This is a genomic window from Porphyrobacter sp. YT40, assembly GCF_006542605.1.
Classification (GTDB): Bacteria; Pseudomonadota; Alphaproteobacteria; order Sphingomonadales; family Sphingomonadaceae; genus Erythrobacter.
The window spans coordinates 216328-233917 of the sequence record NZ_CP041222.1 but is presented as its reverse complement, the minus strand read 5'-3'; the positions used below and the strand labels follow the sequence as shown (position 1 = coordinate 233917).

Below are 17590 nucleotides of genomic sequence, written 5' to 3'. Positions count from 1 at the left end.
GAGCGATAGCGACATGACGGCAGTTGGGGGGACCGGAAACTTTCTTGGCACAGGTGCGCTGGTGCTTGCCTTGTCGCTGTCGGCCGCAGTGCCCTCGGCGACCTTGGCGCAGGCCGGTGCCCAAGCGGATGCACAGGCGCCGTCCCGGGCCGATGCCGGGGCCGCGACCCTGCAACTCGGGCGCAATGCCAATGGCGACAGTTGCTCGGCGTCGCGCAACTGGACCGACCCGGCACATGGCCGCTTCTTCAAATATGCCGACATCTACTCGGTCACTTGTTCGGGGGCTGTGACCGATACCCTGGCGCGGGTGCGGCTGTTCCCGTCCGCCGCGGCGCGCAGCGATGCGAGCGCGGGGCTGCAATGCGGCGCGGGCGAGAGCGTGAGCCTGCCCGGATTCGCCAGCGCGGTGGCGCGGCGCTGCTTCGACCCGGCGCTCGGCTATACCACGGTGGTGATCGATGCCGACAAGCGCGGATCGATGGTGCAGATTTCGGCGGCGCCCAACGCGGTCGGCGCGGCCTATCAGGCGGCGCTGCTGCTGACCGGTCAGGGCGCGGGGGAGGCACTCACCTCGAACCGCAACCCGGTCGATCTGGCCGCGCTTGCTCCGCTGCCGGAACGTGTCGCTTCGCGGCAGATCGCCAGCGGCCCGCGCGAGGCCGCCGAATCGTTGCTGGCGCGCGCGACCTCGCTCAATTTCCGCGGGCTGAGCGCCGACGCTTCGCGATTCCTGCGCAACGAGCTCAGCACGCTGCCGGCCGACACCTCGGACAAGGTGCGCGCGCAGTTGCTGCTGGAGGCGGGGCTTGCGGATTCGAACATCCGTTTCTTCCGCAGCGCGTCGCTCAATATCGATGCGGCCGAGGCGGTGATCCGGCAGCTGACCCCTGCCGAGCAGCGCGAACTGCGCCCGCAGCTGGAAACCTATCGCGGTCTCCATGCACTCAACCAGCGCGATTTCGGCAACGCGCGGCGGATTCTCGGCACGGTGGCGAAGGAAGCCGAGGCGCAGGCCCAGCTCGAGCCCGCCATCTTCGCGCAGCTCAACAACCCCGGCACCGACAAGACCGACCCGCGCGCCGCGATCGCCCAGCCGAATCTCGATCTCGCACGCGAGATGGTGGTCGGGGTGCAGGGCAAGTGGGCGCTCAGCTTCGCGCAGCTGGCGCTCGGCAACCGCGCCGATGCGCTGACCGCGATCGTCGATGCGCGCAAGGAATTGGGGGAACTGCAGGCCTTGCTCGATGCCCAGCGCGCCGACAAGGAAGGGCTCTACTGGCTCGATGCCAAGCTGCTGCGGCAGCTGGGGCGGGTGCAGGCCGACAGCGGCGATTATGGCAGCGCGATCAAGTCCTATGACGATGCCATCGCGCTGTTGCTGCCCAACGGGACCGACGCGTCCTTCAACCCCAACGACCCGGCGATCGCGGTGCTCAAGCTTGACCGGGCGGCGATCATCAACCGCGCCGGGCAGCCCGCGGGCGCGATCGACAAGGCCTATTCCGAAGCGCTCGACGCGATGCTGGCCGCGCGCGAGGAAGGCGGCGGCTTCTCGACCGGATTGCTGCACCCCTATCTCGATAGCCTTGCCGGGCGCATGGCCAATGGCGACAAGACGGCCGCGGCGCGCTATTTCTCGGCGCTTCAGGTCTCGGGCGAAAGCAGCGCCGCGCGGCAGGTGAACGAGCTTCAGCAGATCGTTTCGGCCGACCCGGAGATTGCCGAAAAGCTGCGCGAACGCGACGGGCTGGAGCGGCGGCTCGCGGCGATCCCGGTCGAAATCGCCGATGCGCGCGCCAATCCCGATCCGGCGGCGGCAGCGAGCAGGATCGCTGCGCTGGAAGCCGAGCAGAGCGCCGCGCGCCAGAAGTTCGCCGTGCTCGATGCCGATCTGGCCGTCAATGGCAAGCTGGCGCAGGTGTTCGACCGTCCGGCCGAGCTCACCGATCTGCAGGCCAGGCTCAAGCCGGGTGAGGCCTATGTTCGGCTGGCGGTGATGAATGACCGCGTGTTCGGCATCCTCATCGATTCCGATCGCGCCTATGCAATCCGCCCGCGCGCGACCTCGGACGCGCTGCTGCGCCTGACGGCCAAGTTGCGCTCGTCGCTCGCCTATGATTTCGAGACCAACCGGATTCCCGGCTTCGATCTCACCGCTTCGAGCCTGCTCTACAGCGAATTGTTCGGGTCGGTCGACAATCAGATCAAGCGCAACACCGAACTGGTGGTCGATGGCGGGCGGCTGTTCTCGGGCATCAGCGCAGCGATGCTGGTGACTGACGACGCGTCTGAACAGCGCTTCCGCCGTCAGGTCGACAAGTCGGATTACAGCCAGGTCGCCTTCCTCGCGAAGGACGTGTCGACTTCGGTGGCGATGTCGCCGGTGAGCTTCATCGCCTCGCGCGGGTTCAAGCCTTCGGCCGCGCCGCGCCCGCTGCTGGGTCTGGCCGCGCCGGTGGGTCTGGGTGACCAGAAAATCGGCACCGACGGCCGTCTGACGATCGGGTCGTGCCGGGTCGATGCGGCGCGTTTTGCCGGGACGATCAACCGCCTCTCGCCGATTGCCGCAACGGAAATCAGCGAAGTCTCGGCGGCGCTGGGCCTTTCTGGCGCTCCGGCACTGGTGAGCGGGGCGCGCTTCTCCGACACCGAGCTCCAGCGGCTCGGCGGCGAAGGCGGGGAGCTCGCCAATTATCAGGTGCTGCATTTCGCCACCCACGGCGTGACCGAGGGGCTGTTCGACTGCGATGATTTCCCGGCGGGCCTGCTGACTTCGTTCGGCGGCACCGGCGAATCCGATCTGCTGCTGAGCTATGCCGAGATCGCGGGCCTGCGGCTCAACACCAATCTGGTGGTGATGTCCGCCTGCCAGACCGCCTCGCAGGTGGGTGAGGGCACGCAGCTGCGCGCCGGTGAAGCCCGCCCGGGCGACACGCTCGACGGGCTGGTGCGCTCGTTCTTCGCCGCGGGCAGCCGCGCGGTGATGGCGACCTATTGGGAGACGTCGAACGCAGGTCAGTCCGAGGTGTTCATGTCGGCCTTCTACGAAGCCGCACGCGATCGTTCGATCGTGCTGGCGACCAATCAGGCACAGCGCGCCATGCTGAACGATCCCTCGACCTCGCACCCGTTCTACTGGGCCGGGTTCTTCGTGGTCGGGCAGACCAACAACCAGGTGCTCAGTGGACGTGCGGCCAGCGTCGCTGTACGCTAGACTACGCTATGCCGCCCGCCGCCCGCATCACCGACATGCACACCTGCCCGATGGTCAATCCCGGGCCGGTGCCCCATGTCGGCGGGCCAGTGGTCAAGGGCCAGCCCAACGTGCTGACCTGCATGATGCCGCAGGCGCGGATCAGCGACATGTGCGTGTGTGCCGGTCCGCCCGATGTGATCGTCAAGGGATCGGCGACGGTGCTCGTCGGAAGCCTGCCCGCCGCGCGGCTGGGCGATACCACCGCGCATGGCGGCGTGATCGTCAGCGGCGCGCCGACGGTGCTGATCGGCGATAGCGCCAATTCGGGCGGCGGCGGCGGCGGGGCCGGCATGGGCATGGCCGTGCCAGTGCCCTTTTCGGCGCCCAACCTCCAGACCAAGGCGATGATCGGCGCGCACAAGGAAGCCAAGCCCTTCTGCCGCATTTGCCAGCAATGATCGCTCCGGCGGCCTTCAATGGCTGACTGGTTCGCGGTGGTGGACGGGGCCGCCGACCCGCGCCTTTATCCGGTGATCGCCTCGGCCAGCGAACATGCCTGTCTCTACGAGGCGGACTATCCCGAAGAGACCCTGGCCGCGCTGCCGCATCTGGTGCGCCTCGTGCCCGGCGAACAGCTGCCCGAGCTGTGGCGGCGGCATGAATCCGGGCGGTTCTGGGGCATGGCGATCCGCTCACCGCTCGGCTTCAAGCCGCTGCGCCGCCACCTGCGCAAGTTCACCACCGCACGCCTGCCGCTGGGCGATGTGGTGCTGTTCCGCTTCTGGGATCCGCGCGTCTTCGCAACCTTTGCGACAAGCGCCACACCCGAGGAGATCGGCCCGTTCTTTCAGGGGATCGAGGCGGTGATCGTCGATCTCGGCCCCGGCGGGCGCAAGCGGTACTGGTGGGACGGCGGCGTCAGGACGGCGGAAGGTCATCCGTCAGGCAGCGCACCGAGCTCGTATCCACCGCCGCCGCAGCCCGCGTAACCTTGGGGCTCTGCGCGATTTCGGCGATGGTCGCCTTGCGCTGGGCGAGATACATCCTCAGCTCGTCCGCCGCCAGCGCCTCGCTCACCGTGTTCTCGAAGCTGAGCGGATCGACATAGTCGCCCGCCACGCGGATTTCGAAATGGAGGTGCGGCCCGGTCGACCCGCCGGTGGTGCCGACATAGCCGATCAGTTGCCCCTGGCTCACCGCGCCGCCGACCGCCAAGCCATCGGCAAAGGCGTTGAGGTGCATGTAGCGCGTCTCCAGCCCGTCGCCATGGTCGATCTTGATGAGGTTGCCTGCGCCCCCCGCCATCGCCCGGAACAGCACCGTCCCCTTGCCCGCCGCATAGATCGGGGTGCCGGTGGGGGCGGCGAAATCGACGCCGTTGTGGTTCTTGGGGGTCTTGTAGATCGGGTGGAAGCGCGGGCCGAATTTCGAGGTGATGCGCGCGCCATCGACCGGGGTGCGCATCAGCGAGCGGGCGTTGCCCTGTCCCTTTTCGTCGAACCAGCGCGGCACGCTCTCGTTGCTCGGCACATAGGCGAAGAACACGCGCCGCACGCCGCCGGTCTCGAACTCGACCGAGACCAGCTTCGGCGGCTCGACCTCGCGGCCGCTGGCGGTGACGGTTTCCTCCCACACCGCGCGGAATTTGTCGCCGACGCGGATCTGCGCCCAGTCGACATCGAAGGCGAAGGCCTGCGTGAAATCGCTGACCAGCCCGTTGGGAATCCCCGCATCCACCGCCGAGGCGTAGAAGGTGCAATCGTCATAGACGCCGCTTGCCTCGCGGAAGCGGGTCTGTGCGGTTTCGACCACGCTTTCGCGCTTGAAGCCTTCCGGCCCCGCGCGCACCAGCCGCACGGTCGCGCCATTGCCGAGCTCGGCGTTGAGCGCGTGGATCGCGGGGTTGCCCCCGGCCCGGTCGAGTTCGACCGAGACCATCATCGGCTCGATCGTGCCGAGCGCGGCGATCACTTCGCGTGCGGCGCGTGTCGCATCGCTGGATGGGATGCCCAGCCCTTCGAGATTGGCACTGAGCTGGGCCATATCGGCCGCCTGAAAGATCATCGTCTCGAACTTGGGTGCGGCCGGGGCGGCGGCTTTGGCGGCTGCGGCGGCCTCGTGCGCCTTTGCCCCCGGCTTGCCGCCGGGGCCGCCCCACGGCACGAACATCGCGATCGCTCCCACAGCGAGCACGGCGGCAACCCCTCCGCCGAGCCACAGCATGGCCGGACGACGGGAGGACGGTGGTGGCGGTGTTTCAGGCTCAGGCGCGCCGGGTTGTGGAGTCGGCGGCACCCCCGGCTGCACCCACGTGCGCGGATTGAAGCTGGTGGATTCTGGCTCCATCGCGGCGGCTTTCCAACTCCCGGCCCCCAGGGAATGAAAGCGCTGAGCAGCGACGCTGATCGAAAAGGCTTCCGCGCACGCACGCCGCGCTTTATCTGGCCTGCGTCCTATGCTTAACTGGATGCGGTTGAGGGGGCAAGTGGATGAGCGATAGAAATCGTGTTGCATGGCGAGAGGGAATGTTCCTGCGGCCGCAGCACTTCCAGGCTCAGGATCGCTTCATCGAAAGCTTCGTGTCGGCGCGGCACGATTGGGCGCTGCCCTTTTCGTGGGGGCTGGTCGAGATCGAGATCGATCAGGCCCTGTCGGAGCTCGGCCAGTTCGCGATCCGCAAGGCGCGCGGGGTGATGCCCGACGGCACGCCCTTTGCCATCCCCGCCGACATGCCCGCGCCCGCCCCGCTGGCGATCAATCCGCAGACCCGCGATGCGGTGGTCTATCTCACCTTGCCGCCGCGCACCGCAGGGGCGGTGGAGTTCATGGAAGCGGGCAGCGGCTCGCTCGATGCGCGGTTTCTGGTGGCCGAGGCGTCGATCGGCGACAATTTCGCCAGCGAGCGCACGATCGAGGAGATCGAGCTGGGTACCGCCAACCTGCGTTACGGCATTACCCCGGACGAGACCGAGGGCCGGCTGCTGCTGGGGGTGGCGCGCATCCGCGAAGTGGCGGGCAAGCGGCTGGTGTTCGACGATCGCTACATCGCCCCGACGCTCGATCTGGCGGCCTGCCGGTTGCGCCCGGTGCTCACCGACCTGATCGGACGCGCCGACCAGCTCGTCTCCGAACTGGCCCTGCGCGCGGCCGAGACGATCGAGGGCGGGCAGGACACCTACCGCGCCTTCCTGATGCTTCAGGCGCTCAATCGCTGGATCGCGATCCTCGGGCATCTGGCGCACATGCCCGCGATCCATCCCGAGCGCGCTTTCGAGAACCTGCTGGCGATGGCCGGGGAATTGTCGACGCTGACCCGCAAGGAGCGGCGTCCGCCCGAGCTGCCGAAATATGATCACGAAAATTTGCAGGCCTGCTTCGACCCGGTGATCGACCTGTTGCAGCTGCTGCTGTCGGCGGGGATCACCTATTCGGTCGAACAGCTCAAGCTCGACCGCAAGGGGCCGGGGCAGTTCATGCACGTGATCAAGAACCGCACGCTGCTGCGCCAGAGCTTCCTGTTCCTCGCCGTGACCGATTCGACCAAGTCGATGGAGGAAATCCGCAAGCGCTTCCCCGCGATGTGCAAGATCGGGCCCAACACCAAGATGCCGACGCTGATCGCCTCGGCCCTGCCGGGCATTCCGCTGCGGCACGTCACCACGCCGCCCGGCCAGCTTCATGCGCTGCCGGGCTATGTCTATTTCGAACTCGATCGCGGAGCGCCGGACTGGCCGGAAGTCTACGATGCAGCGGCGCTGGGCCTGTTCGTCTCCGACGTCTGGCCGCAACTCAACCTCGAACTGTGGGCGGTTAAGCAGAAGCAATGACCAGCGACGATCGCAACAAGACCGTGTTCCGCCCCTCGCCGCTCAAGCGCGGTGCCGGGACTGGCGGAGACGGCGGCGCACCAGTTCCGGGCCAGCCCCCGGCACAGGGCGGTTTTTCAGGCGGAATGGGCGATTGGGATCAGAACGCGCCCCCGGCGGGATTTCCCGCTGGGGGCGCTTCGCCATTGGGGCCGGGCGGGGGGAGCTCGGGCGGCGGGGGCGGGGGAGGCTTCAGCCCACTCGCGCAGGACCCCTTTGGCACCGCGCCGGGCCAGGCTACGCCGGGCGAGCCGGTGCTGGCGCAGGAGCAGTTCAGCGATTCGGCGCCCCAGCCCCCGCAGCCGCGGCGCGACCGCAATGTGTTGATGGCCCACGCCGCGCCGGTGCTGGCGATGGCCGCCGCGCTGCAATCGGGCCGCTGGCAGGTGTCGATGGGCGAGTTCCATCGCCGCGCCACCGAAGCGATCAGCGCCTTCGACGCGGCGATTCAGCCGGTCTATCCCGACGCGGTCAAGCAGCGCGCGAAATATGCCCTGTGCGCCACGATCGACGACATCGCCCAGAACCTGCCCGGCGTCGGCGGGGGCGGGGCCGAATGGGCGCAGCGCAACATGGTGGTGATCTTCTTCCGCGAGAACATCGCCGGGGATCGCTTCTGGGAATTCGTCGACGAGGTGCTGCGCGATCCGGCGCGCAACCGCGATCTGATCGAGCTGTTCCACGCCTGCCTTGCCGCCGGCTTCGAAGGCCGCACCCGTGCCATGCCCGACGGGCACAACCGCAAGGGCCAGGTGATGGCGAGCCTCATCGCCGCGCTCGATCATGTGCGCAGCCTCTCGCAAAGCGAGATCGTCAGCCAGTGGCGCGGCACGCCGACCCCGCGCAAGAGCCAAAATTTCTGGAGCGTGATCGGCCTCGCCGCAGCGCTGGCGGCGGGGGTGTGCTTCCTCGTGTTCCTGGTGTTCTTCGTCACTCTGATGCTGACCGGGGAGGACGCCTACAACCGCGTCGCGGGGCTGTTCCCCGACGAGCCGGTCGCGCTAACCCGGCAGGCCCAGCCGCTCGCCCTGCCGCCCAGCGGCACCGAGGCGCGGCTCAAGACCTTCCTCGCCGAGGAAATCGCCGCCGGGCTGGTGGTGGTCGACGGCAACCGCGTGCGCACCACGGTCGGCACGCTGTTCGAGCCTGCCGCGGCAACGCTTGTCTCCGGGCGGGAAGCGATCTTCCAGAAGATCGGCAAGGCCATCGAGCTCGAAAAAGGCCCGGTGACGGTCGAGGGCCATGCCGATTCCGACAGGATCAGCCCCACGATCGAATTCGCCGACAACCTCGCCCTGTCCAAGGCGCGGGCCGAGACCGTCGCGCAGATCGTGCGCGCGCAGCTTTCCGATGCCGGACGGATCACCGTGGTCGGGCTGGGCGACACCGTCCCGCTCGCCTCCAACGCCACGGCGGAGGGCAAGGCGCAGAACCGCCGGGTCGAATTCGTGGTCGAGCTGGGCAACTAGAGCATCGGGGCGGGGGCACAATTGCAATGAAGAAGTTCCTGACCAACTGGTGGACCGTTTCGATCGGCACGATGGTGCTGCTCGCGCTGCTGCTGTGCCTTGGCCTGCCGCTGTTCGTCGACGCGCTGAAGCCGCTGTGGGTGCGGCTGACGATCGCCGGGCTGCTGGTGCTGGCGTGGCTCGCGTGGTTCCTGCTGCGCCGCCGCGCCGCGAAGAAGGCCGAGGCCGCGCTCGCTGCCGAGCTGGCCGGGCCCGATGCGGCGGGCGAAGAGGCAGGTGCGGTGCAGGGCCGGATGGCCGCCGCGCTCAAGCAACTCCGCGAGGCGGGCGGGGGCAAGCGCGGCTATCTCTATGCCCAGCCGTGGTATGTCATCATCGGGCCGCCGGGTGCGGGCAAGACCACCGCGCTGATGAATTCCGGCCTGCGCTTCCCGCTCGCCGACCGCACGCTGCAAGGCACCGGGGGCACGCGCAATCTCGACTTCCTGTTCGCCGAGGAAGCCGTGCTGGTCGATACGGCGGGTCGCTACACGACGCAGGACAGCGACAGTGCGGTGGACAATGCCGGGTGGAAGCGTCTGCTCGAACTGCTGCGTAAGCACCGCCCGTTCGAGCCGGTCAACGGCATTCTGGTGGCGATCCCTGCGGACGATCTGCAACGCGGCGACGTGCGCGTGATCGACAATCACGCCGCGATCATCCGCCGCCGCCTGCGCGAGATCCGCGAGGCGTTGCAGGTCGAGCTGCCGGTCTACCTGCTCATCACCAAGGCCGACCTGCTGGCGGGCATGACCGAATATTTCGCTGACCTCGATGTCGACGGGCGGCGCGCGGTGATCGGGCACACCTTTCCGGCGATCGCGACCCGGCTAGAGTCGGCGGACATCACCGCGGCTTTCGACGAGGTCACCAATGATGTCGCCGCCCGCCAGCCCAAGCGGCTGGAGGAGGAAAAGGACATCCGCCGCCGAGGCCTGATCCTCGGCTTCCCGGCCCAGCTCTTCGCGCTGCGCCCGGCGCTGTTCCGCCTGATCGAAGGCGCCTTCCTCAACGAGGATCGCCCGAGCGGGCGGCTGCGCGGGTTCTACCTCACCTCGGGCACGCAGGATGGCAGCGCGATCGACCGCATCCTGCAAGGTGTCAGCAAGACCTATGGTTCATCTGCCGCAGCGGGCGGGGCGCAGGAAGGCCGTGCGTTTTTCCTCAACCGGCTGCTGCAGGAAGTGGTGTTTAAGGAAGCCGGGATGCCGGTTTCCGACCCTGCGCTGGAGCGCAAGCGCCAGCGGCAGATAACGGCGGTGGGAGTCGCACTTGCCGCTGCCGTGGTGCTGGCGGTGGGGCTGTGGACGGTGAGCTTCCTCGGCAATCGCGGCTTTCAGTCCGACACGCTGGCGGCGGCCGACACGATCAAGGGCGAGATCGATTCGAGCCGCCTCGATCTGGTGAGGATCGGCGCGAGCGATGCTTCGCTCGAACAGGTGCTGCCGCTGCTCGATGCGCTGCGCGATCTGCCCGAGGGCTATCAGGCGCAGGCCGATGGCGGCCCGTCGCTGTTCAACCGCTTCGGCCTGTTTCAGAGCAGCCTCGCCCAGCGCAATGCCGAGGCCTATCACATCGGTCTGCGACGCATTCTCCTGCCACGCGTCATGCTGCGGCTGGAAGACAAGATGCGCGCTGAGCTGGCCGATCCGCTGGCGCTCTACGAACCGCTCAAGGTCTATCTGATGCTCGGCGGAGCTGCACCGGGGCGGCGGATCGATCCCGACACGGTGCGCCAGCACGTCGCCGCCGACTGGGCGAGCGAGGTCTTCCCCGGCGCGGAAATGGCGCCCGTTCGCGAGCGGCTGGCGCTGCATCTCGATGCTTTGACCAATGACCCCAACATTTCCGCCGGCTGGGCGGGGGGGAAGGCTCCGCTCGATGGCGAGCTGGTGGCCGCCGCGCGCACCGCCGTGGGCAGCATGAGCCTGTCGCAGCGGGCCTTTGCAATCCTGCGCGCGAAGACCGCCAAGCCGGAAGAGGACTTCCAGATGGCGACTCTGCTGCAACCGGGCGATGCCGCCGCCTTCGCCGATCCCGATGCGCTGCTGGCGATCCGCGTGCCCTATATCTTCACCCGCAAGGGGTTCGAACAGTCCTATGCCATCGCCCGCGCGGACGTGGCGCAGGATCTCAAGAACGAGACCTGGGTGCTCGGCCAGACCACCGGCAGCATCGCGGGCGAGTTGAGCGGGATGCAGCAGGGGATCTCGACCATCTATGCGCAGGAATATATCGCGCAGTGGAAGGGCGTGGTGGGCGCATTGAAGGCGGCGGATTACTTCAACAATCCGCAGGCCTTCCGCGCGCTGACCAAGGATCCCTCGCCGCTGCGCACGGTGCTGCTGGAGGTGCGCAAGAACACCAACTTCAAGGACCCGAGCCCGCTCGACAAGGCCGAGAAGCTGGCGCTCGACAAGCTCAAGCAGACCAAGGTCGGCAAGATCGGCGAAAAGTTGGCGAGCGGGAGCAGCGCGAGTTCCGCCGATGGCGAGATCACGATGGCCTTCGCCGATCTCAACGCCTGGACCGGCACCGGGCAGGCGCCGGGCGAGATCAAGACCTTCATCGATACGGTGCGCCAGACCTTCTCCTCGGTCAGCGCGTCGGGCCAGCCGGGGACGGGCGGCAGCGCGGCCGAGGCGCTGGCGCCGGTGCTGGGCGAATTGAAGACCGCCGCGACACAGGCCCCCGAAATCATGCAGGGCTTTGCCAACGGCGTGGTCGAGGGCGGCAGTTCCTCGGGCGTGGCGGTGCTGCAGGGCGAGGCGACGCTCGCCTACAGCCAGCAGGTGCAGCCGGCCTGCGAGCAGGCGGTGGGCGACAAGTTCCCGTTCCAGAAAGCCGCCACCACCGATGCCGCGGTAGGCGAGGTGCGCGCGACCTTCGGACCGGGCGGGCTGGTGCCGCAGTTCATCCAGACCCGGCTCGACGCCTATCTCGACCGCAGCGGCGAGGACTGGCGCTGGACCGAGGGTGATCCCGTCGTCGCCAGTTTCAGCCCCGCCACGCCCAAGAACATGCAGAAGGCGGACGCGCTGGCGCTGACCATCGGCGAGGGCCTACCGCTCAGGATGGAGCTCATGCAACTCGGGCGCGAGGCCAACCGGGTCGAATTGAGCACCGGCGGTGTGGTGCTGCGCTTCGATCTCGACGACAACAAGGTGCAGAACCTGACCTGGCAGTTCGGCGGCGGGATGGTGCAATCCTCCGAGGTCAAGATCATCGCCAATGGCGGGATCGAGGGGCTCGGCCCGCCCGAGCAGGTCGCCTGGAAGCGCCCCGAAAGCGGGCCCTGGTCGCTGTTTCGGTTGCTCGAGCGTGCGCGCGTGCGCGCGGTGACCGACGATACCGTCGAGGCCGAATTCAATCCCGGCCCGGCGCGCGCGGTGTTCCGCATTTCCTTCCCGACCGATCGCAACCCTTTCAGCGGCGGCGGCCTGTGGTCGGTGCAATGTCCGCAGATGCTTTGACTCGCGCGCCGGTGGCCTCTGCCAGCCTCGAATGTCCGGCGCTGTTCGGCAAGCTGCCGGGGCATGGCGATTTCATCAGCCGCGGGGTGCCGGGGGCCTTGCGCGCGCCCTTCGACCAATGGCTGAGCGACTGGCTCGCCGCCGCGCATGAGGCGCTGGGTGCCGATTTTGTCGAGGCCTACGAGACCGCCGCCCCCTGGCTCTACCACAGCCCCCGCGCGGCGGCGGTGCTGCTTCCCAGCGTCGATGCGGTCGGACGGCAATTTCCGCTGCTGGCGGTGACCGTGCCCGAGGTGCCGCTGCAATCTACCTACGACGCGCTGGTCGATGCGGTCAGTGCCGGGTCGGACAGCGATGCCCTGCGCGCCGCGCTCGGTGCTTTGTCCCCGGTAGAGGCCGCCGCAACACCGCCCGTGCCGCAATGGTTCCTGCCCGAAGGTGCGCCGCCGTGCCTGCCCAAGCCCGATTCGGTGCCGTCCTGGCCTCTGGTAGAAGGATGCTTCGTGTGACGATGATACCCGTCAGAGCTGCCGGCCGCAGCGAAACCGGTCTGGTGCGCGCGCAGAACGAGGATTCGATGCTGCTCGACGACGAAGGCAGCTTCTGGATCGTGTTCGACGGGATGGGCGGCCACCAGAACGGCGCGGCGGCCTCGCGCATGGCGGCGCTGGCCTTTGCCGGAGAGCCGCTGCCTGCCGATCTCGACCCTGCGATCGAGCGCTTCGCCGAGCAGATCCAGCTGGTCAACAGCCAGATCCAGGCCGAGGCCGCGGCGCAGGGCGGCGGCACCATGGGCACCACCGCGGTCGGCCTGATCCTGCGCGGACGCGAATTCGCGGTCGGCTGGGTCGGGGACAGCCGCGCCTATATCATGCGGCGCGGCGGGCTGTTCCAGCTGACGGTCGATCACACCCATGTGCAGGACCTGATCGATGAGGGCATACTCACCCCCGCCGATGCCATCGGCCACCCGATGTCGCACGTGCTGACCCGCGCGCTGGGCGTGAGCCCGGAGCTTCAGGTGGACATCATCAAGGACGAGATCGAGCCCGGCGACCGGTTTCTGCTGTGTAGCGACGGGCTGAGCGGCCCCCTCTCCGATCCGGAAATCCGCGCGCTGATCGAGGCCGACTGCCCGCAGAGCGCGGTTGATGCGCTGATCGAGCGCGCCTATGCCCACGGGGCGCCGGACAATGTGACTGCCATCGTGATCGAGATCGGGGCTTTCTGACCATGAGCAAGCCTCCCGAAGAGGAAGACCGCACGGTCTATCAGCCCAAGGGCAGCGCGCCACCGTCGTCGCCTCCACCGCCTTCCCCGGCCGCGCCACCTGCGCCTCCGCCTGCCGCGCCGCCTCTTCCCCCTGCCGGAGGGGGCACGTCGCGCCAGCAGATCGCCGATGGAACGGTGCTCAACGGCATCTACCGCATCACCCGCTTCATCGCGCGCGGCGGGATGGGGGAAATCTACGAGGCGGTGAACGTCCACCAGCCCGATGACCGTGTGGCGGTCAAGGTGATGCTCCAGCACATGGCCGAGGACGAGCTGGTCGCGGCGATGTTCGCCAACGAAGGCGCGACGCTCACCCGGCTCAACCACGAAGCGATCGTGCAATACCGCCTCGCCGCGCGCGAGAGCGAGGGGCGGCCCTACATCGTCACCGAGTTCATCCCCGGCCCCAATCTTGAGGAGCGTCTGGGCCAGCTCAAGCTGACCGATGCCGAATTCCTCGCGATCGCGCAGAAGCTCGCTGCGGGGCTGGGGACGGCGCACACGCTGGGCGCGATCCACCGCGACATCGCGCCGGACAACATTCTGCTGGTGGACGGCGACCCGGGGCGGCCCAAGATCATCGATTTCGGCATCGCCAAGGATGCGCGCGGGCAGAGCGGCACGATCGTGGGCGATGGGTTCGCGGGCAAGCTCGGCTATGTCGCGCCAGAGCAGCTGGGCGAATATGGTCGCAATGTCGGGCCTTGGACCGATATCTACAGCCTCGCGCTGACCTTGCGCGCGGTGGTGGCGGGCAAGCGTTCGGACATGGGCGGATCGATGGCCGATGCGGTGCGCAAGCGGATGCAGGTGCCCGACCTGTCGGATATTCCCCCGCCCTTCCGCTCCGCCTTTGCCGCCGCGCTCCAGCCCGATCCGGCGCGGCGTCCGCAATCCATGGCGGAATTCAACGTGCTGCTGACCAGCGGGGCGATCAGCGGCGGGGTCGTGCCCGATATCGGCGTGGCCGGATATGGTGGGGGCACGCAACTCGTGCCGCCTGGCCCGCCGCCGCCTCCCAGCGGCGCGGGCCCGAGCAAGCCGTCGTCAGAGGGCGAAGGCAAGAATCGCCTCCCGCTGCTGATCGGCGGCGGTGTGGCGGCGCTGGTTGCGGTGGTGGCGCTGGTGGTGGTGATGAGCCTTGGCGGGAGCGACACCCCCGAAACTGACCCGGATGCCGAAGCCTCGGCCCCGATCGCCGATGCAGCTCCGGCAGCACCCGCGATCACCCCGGGCACGCCGCAATTCGCTGCACTCGCGCAGCAGGCCAGCGCGGGTGTGCCCTGTTCATGGCTCTCGCTCGCCAAGGCAGAAGGCGGCGCGGCGCAGTTCACCGGTGCGGCGGCTGTGCCCGCAGAGGCGCAGACGCAGCTCAAGCAGTCGCTCCAGACCGGAGGGGCAGATGCCTCGACCTTCGATTTCAGCAATGTTCTCGCCTTCCCGCAATCGACCTGCGCGGTGCTCGACGCGCTGCGCGACGCGCGCGGCGGCTCTGTGCGGATCGCCACGCCGCAGCTGTCCTACGAAATCCGCAACGAGCCTTACGACACCAGCACCGGACCGACCGATCCCAAGCCCCATGCGAAGGTGCTGATCCAGATCACCGGATCGGCCCCGCCGCGCCAGACCGCGCTGATCTTCGTCTACGACAAGGGCGATCCCGAAGTCATGGACAGCAAGACCACCCGCGAGTTGGTGGCGCGCTACAAGGGAACGATGACCGCCGACGGGGTGAGCTTCGCGCTGCCTTACCTTCTCTCGCACAGCGGGCAGGAAAATGTCGGGGTGGTCGCCGTGTCCAGCGACAGCCCGCTGCCGCGCGACATCACCACTTTCGATGCGGGATGGCCGCAGCGCTTCCGCGAGGGGGCGAAGGCGGGGAAGTGGAAAGTGGACGCGGTGTGGTTCCAGGTCGCCGACCGCCAGCCGGGTTAGAGCTGGAATTCAGCGCGGGCGGCGGCTGGTTTCCTCGTAGGCGCGCCGGAACTCGCGCGAGAAGACTTCGAGGAACGCCTCGGCCGAGCCTTCCGCCACGCCGCTGAACTGCGCTTCATAGGCCTTCCACAAGGCCGCCTCGCGCTGGCCGGGCAGCACCTTGGCGAGCAGGCCCTGCTCCTTGGTGCGCGCCTTGATGGCGGTGGGCGAAAACCGCCCCAACGTCTCGCGCAGCGCGCCCTGCATCGCCTTCAATGTGGCGATCTGGTGGGCCTGGAGGTCGCGATAGGCCTCCTCGATCCCGTCCTCGGCCTCCATGTAGCCGCGCAGGTGCGGGTTGAGCATCATCGCGAGCGCCTGATCGACATTGCGCGCGAACTTGAGCGGGTTGTTGCCATCGAAGCTGAGCGCGGTTCCCGCCGCGCCCATCTCTTCCTTGGCGCGGGCCCGGGCTTCGAGCAAAATCATCAGACCCGCGATCAGGTGGCGCAGCATCCGCCCGGTCTTGGCGGCAGTCTCCTCGGGGCTGAGCTTGAGCTGGCTGGCGGGCACGCCCAATTCGCTCAGCAGCGCGCCGAACACCGCATCGGAGAGCGGTGCGGGCGCGGCGGCGGGCGGCGGCGCAGCGGCAGGCTGAGCGGGTGGCTGCTCCGGTGCGTGGGGAACCGGCGAGGGCAGCACGCGCATCGGCGGCATGGCGCTCGGCACGGCGGTCGGTTCGGGGGGCGGCGCGGCTGCAGGCTGCCCCCACGGGTCGGCCGAAGGTGTGGGCGGCGGCGTGCTCGCGGGCAGGTCGGGCCATGGCGCGGCGGATGGCGGTGTTGCTGGAGGGGCAGCCGGATCGAGCGGCGCAAAGCTGCCGCCACCGGTTGCGGGCGATGGAGGCGGCGATGGCGGGACGCTTCCCGGCAAGGGCGCAAAGCCACCGCCAGGTGCAGCTGCGGGCGACGGTGGCGGGGGCGGCGCCGGCGCCGCAGCAGCGCCCGGCAGGGGCGCGAAGGGATCGCGGCTCTCGGTCGCCCCGCCGCTCCCGCCCAGCGGCGCGAAGGGATCGCCTGCCCCCGGCGCAGGGGTCGCGCTGCCCGGCAGCGGCGCGAAGCCCGATGGCTCGGACAAGGGATCGGCAAAGGGGTCGAAATCGGGATCGACCGACCAGGCGGCATTGTTCCAGTCGACTTCGTTCTTGGCGGTAAAGTTGCCGAAGATGTCGTCCGCGCTCGGCCCGCCGGAGCCGCGATTGACATCTTCGGACCACACCGAAACCTTATCGGGGGCGGCCTCCGGCAAGTCCCACCCGCCGAAATCGGTCGGGGGCGGCGGCGCGGGCGGTGCCGAGGGCCGCGCGCCCGGCACATCGTGCCAGTCGCCATAGCCCGTTCCCTGCGCCGCTGCGGCGGCCTCGGCGACTTCGCTTTCGTGCTGCTGCAAGGCTGCCCCCGCCAGCCGCGCCTCGATCGTATAGGGGCCGATCCGGAACCGGTCGCCCGGTGCGATCCGGTGTGTGCCCACCAGCGGCTGATCGGACTGGCCGACGAAGGTGCCGTTGGTGCTGCCGTAATCGACGAGGAAATAGACGTTGTCGCGGAACTGCACCTCGCAATGGCGGCTCGACACCACCCGGCCATCGTCGGGCAGCACCCATTCGCAGGTCAGCGCCCGCCCGATATTCGCCCCCCGGCTGTTGAGCACCAGTTCGGGGCTCGCACCGGAATTGGGGACGTCACTGTTGATGATCCGCAGTGTCAGAGTCATGCCGGAGCGGCCGCCTCCCGTCCGCTGGTGGCGAAGCGATCGGCAAGATCGAGCACCCGCTCGGCGAGGCCCGGATCGGAGGTCGCGCCTTCGGCCACCACGATCTGCACCGCGCCCGCGACCAGCTGGCCGGGCAGACCCGGTTCGGCCGGAACGGGCGGGCCGTCCTCGGGCGCGATGGATCCGCCCGAAAAGAAGATGGCCAGCCCGATCAGGGTTTCCGGCCACTCCTGATCGGCGGTCTGGGTCAGCCGTTCGATCGCGCGGCGGTTCTCGTCATCGGGCTCCTGCAGCCAGCGCCGCGCCGAATCGCGCAGCAACATCCGCGCGGCGTAATCGGGGGCATCGCGTTCCAGCGGCGGCAGGCTCGCCAAACCCCATTCGATCGCCTCGAGCTTGGGCAGGGCCGCGGCGACGTAGGCGATCGCCGCCGTTTCCTCGCGCGCTTCGCGCAGGCTGCGGAACCACGCATCGGGCGCGACCTCTGTGGCAGGGAGCAGCGCGCGCGGCAGCTTCGCCTCCTCGGCGATCTGGCGGGCATTGCTCCAGAAGACGACGGTCCATTCGGTCATGGCTTGGCTTGCG

Annotated in this window: 12 protein-coding genes; 9 read left to right on the top strand and 3 right to left on the bottom strand. The window is 68.6% G+C overall.

The annotated features are described in order from the left end of the window. Positions 1–13 precede the first annotated feature (13 nt). From E2E27_RS01105 to E2E27_RS01095, 3 genes are read left to right on the top strand one after another with little or no spacing between them, the layout of a single operon-like run. On the top strand, positions 14–3217 hold the full coding sequence (locus E2E27_RS01105) for a CHAT domain-containing protein (protein ID WP_141457200.1): 3204 nt from the start codon (positions 14–16) through the stop codon (positions 3215–3217). An 8-nt stretch (positions 3218–3225) separates the two neighbouring features. Further along, entirely contained in the window at positions 3226–3657 is a 432-nt protein-coding gene (locus E2E27_RS01100; RefSeq protein WP_141457198.1) for a PAAR domain-containing protein, read from the top strand. An 18-nt stretch (positions 3658–3675) separates the two neighbouring features. Then, positions 3676–4188, top strand: a complete 513-nt coding sequence (locus E2E27_RS01095; RefSeq protein WP_141457196.1) for a DUF4123 domain-containing protein — start codon at positions 3676–3678, stop codon at positions 4186–4188. On the opposite strand, the gene E2E27_RS01090 is transcribed toward E2E27_RS01095, so the two are convergent. Further along, positions 4118–5422, bottom strand: a complete 1305-nt coding sequence (locus tag E2E27_RS01090) for a peptidoglycan DD-metalloendopeptidase family protein (protein WP_141457194.1) — start codon at positions 5420–5422, stop codon at positions 4118–4120. The genes E2E27_RS01095 and E2E27_RS01090 overlap by 71 nt on opposite strands. 302 nt (positions 5423–5724) lie before the next feature. Here E2E27_RS01090 and tssK point away from each other — a divergent pair, with 302 nt between their 5' ends. The 6 genes from tssK to E2E27_RS01060 are packed head-to-tail and all read left to right on the top strand — an operon-like array spanning position 5725 to position 15253. Further along, positions 5725–7026 carry a type VI secretion system baseplate subunit TssK gene (gene tssK / locus E2E27_RS01085; protein WP_234036133.1) on the top strand — a complete coding sequence of 434 codons (1302 nt, stop codon included), beginning with the start codon at positions 5725–5727 and terminating at the stop codon, positions 7024–7026. Beyond that, positions 7023–8534 carry a type IVB secretion system protein IcmH/DotU gene (gene icmH / locus E2E27_RS01080; protein ID WP_141457191.1) on the top strand — a complete coding sequence of 504 codons (1512 nt, stop codon included), beginning with the start codon at positions 7023–7025 and terminating at the stop codon, positions 8532–8534. The genes tssK and icmH overlap by 4 nt, the downstream gene beginning before the upstream one ends. 26 nt (positions 8535–8560) lie before the next feature. Continuing rightward, positions 8561–12046, top strand: a complete 3486-nt coding sequence (gene tssM, locus E2E27_RS01075; RefSeq protein ID WP_141457189.1) for a type VI secretion system membrane subunit TssM — start codon at positions 8561–8563, stop codon at positions 12044–12046. An 11-nt stretch (positions 12047–12057) separates the two neighbouring features. After that, entirely contained in the window at positions 12058–12555 is a 498-nt protein-coding gene (tagF, locus tag E2E27_RS01070) for a type VI secretion system-associated protein TagF (protein ID WP_181443516.1), read from the top strand. Between the two features lie 2 nt (positions 12556–12557). Next, positions 12558–13277 (top strand): PP2C family protein-serine/threonine phosphatase, encoded by a 720-nt coding sequence (locus E2E27_RS01065; protein ID WP_234036284.1) that lies wholly within the window; start codon positions 12558–12560, stop codon positions 13275–13277. 2 nt (positions 13278–13279) lie between these two features. Next, complete coding sequence (locus E2E27_RS01060) at positions 13280–15253, top strand: serine/threonine-protein kinase (protein ID WP_181443514.1); 1974 nt, start codon at positions 13280–13282, stop codon at positions 15251–15253. A gap of 9 nt (positions 15254–15262) precedes the next feature. On the opposite strand, the gene tagH is transcribed toward E2E27_RS01060, so the two are convergent. Together tagH and E2E27_RS01050 are read right to left on the bottom strand one after the other, a co-directional pair. Beyond that, a complete protein-coding gene (gene tagH, locus E2E27_RS19140; protein ID WP_141457180.1) occupies positions 15263–17005 on the bottom strand; it encodes a type VI secretion system-associated FHA domain protein TagH in 1743 nt (580 codons plus the stop codon). After that, positions 17002–17577 (bottom strand): DUF6931 family protein, encoded by a 576-nt coding sequence (locus E2E27_RS01050; protein WP_141457178.1) that lies wholly within the window; start codon positions 17575–17577, stop codon positions 17002–17004. Before E2E27_RS01050 ends, tagH begins: the two co-directional genes overlap by 4 nt. Between the last annotated feature and the right edge of the window lie 13 nt (positions 17578–17590).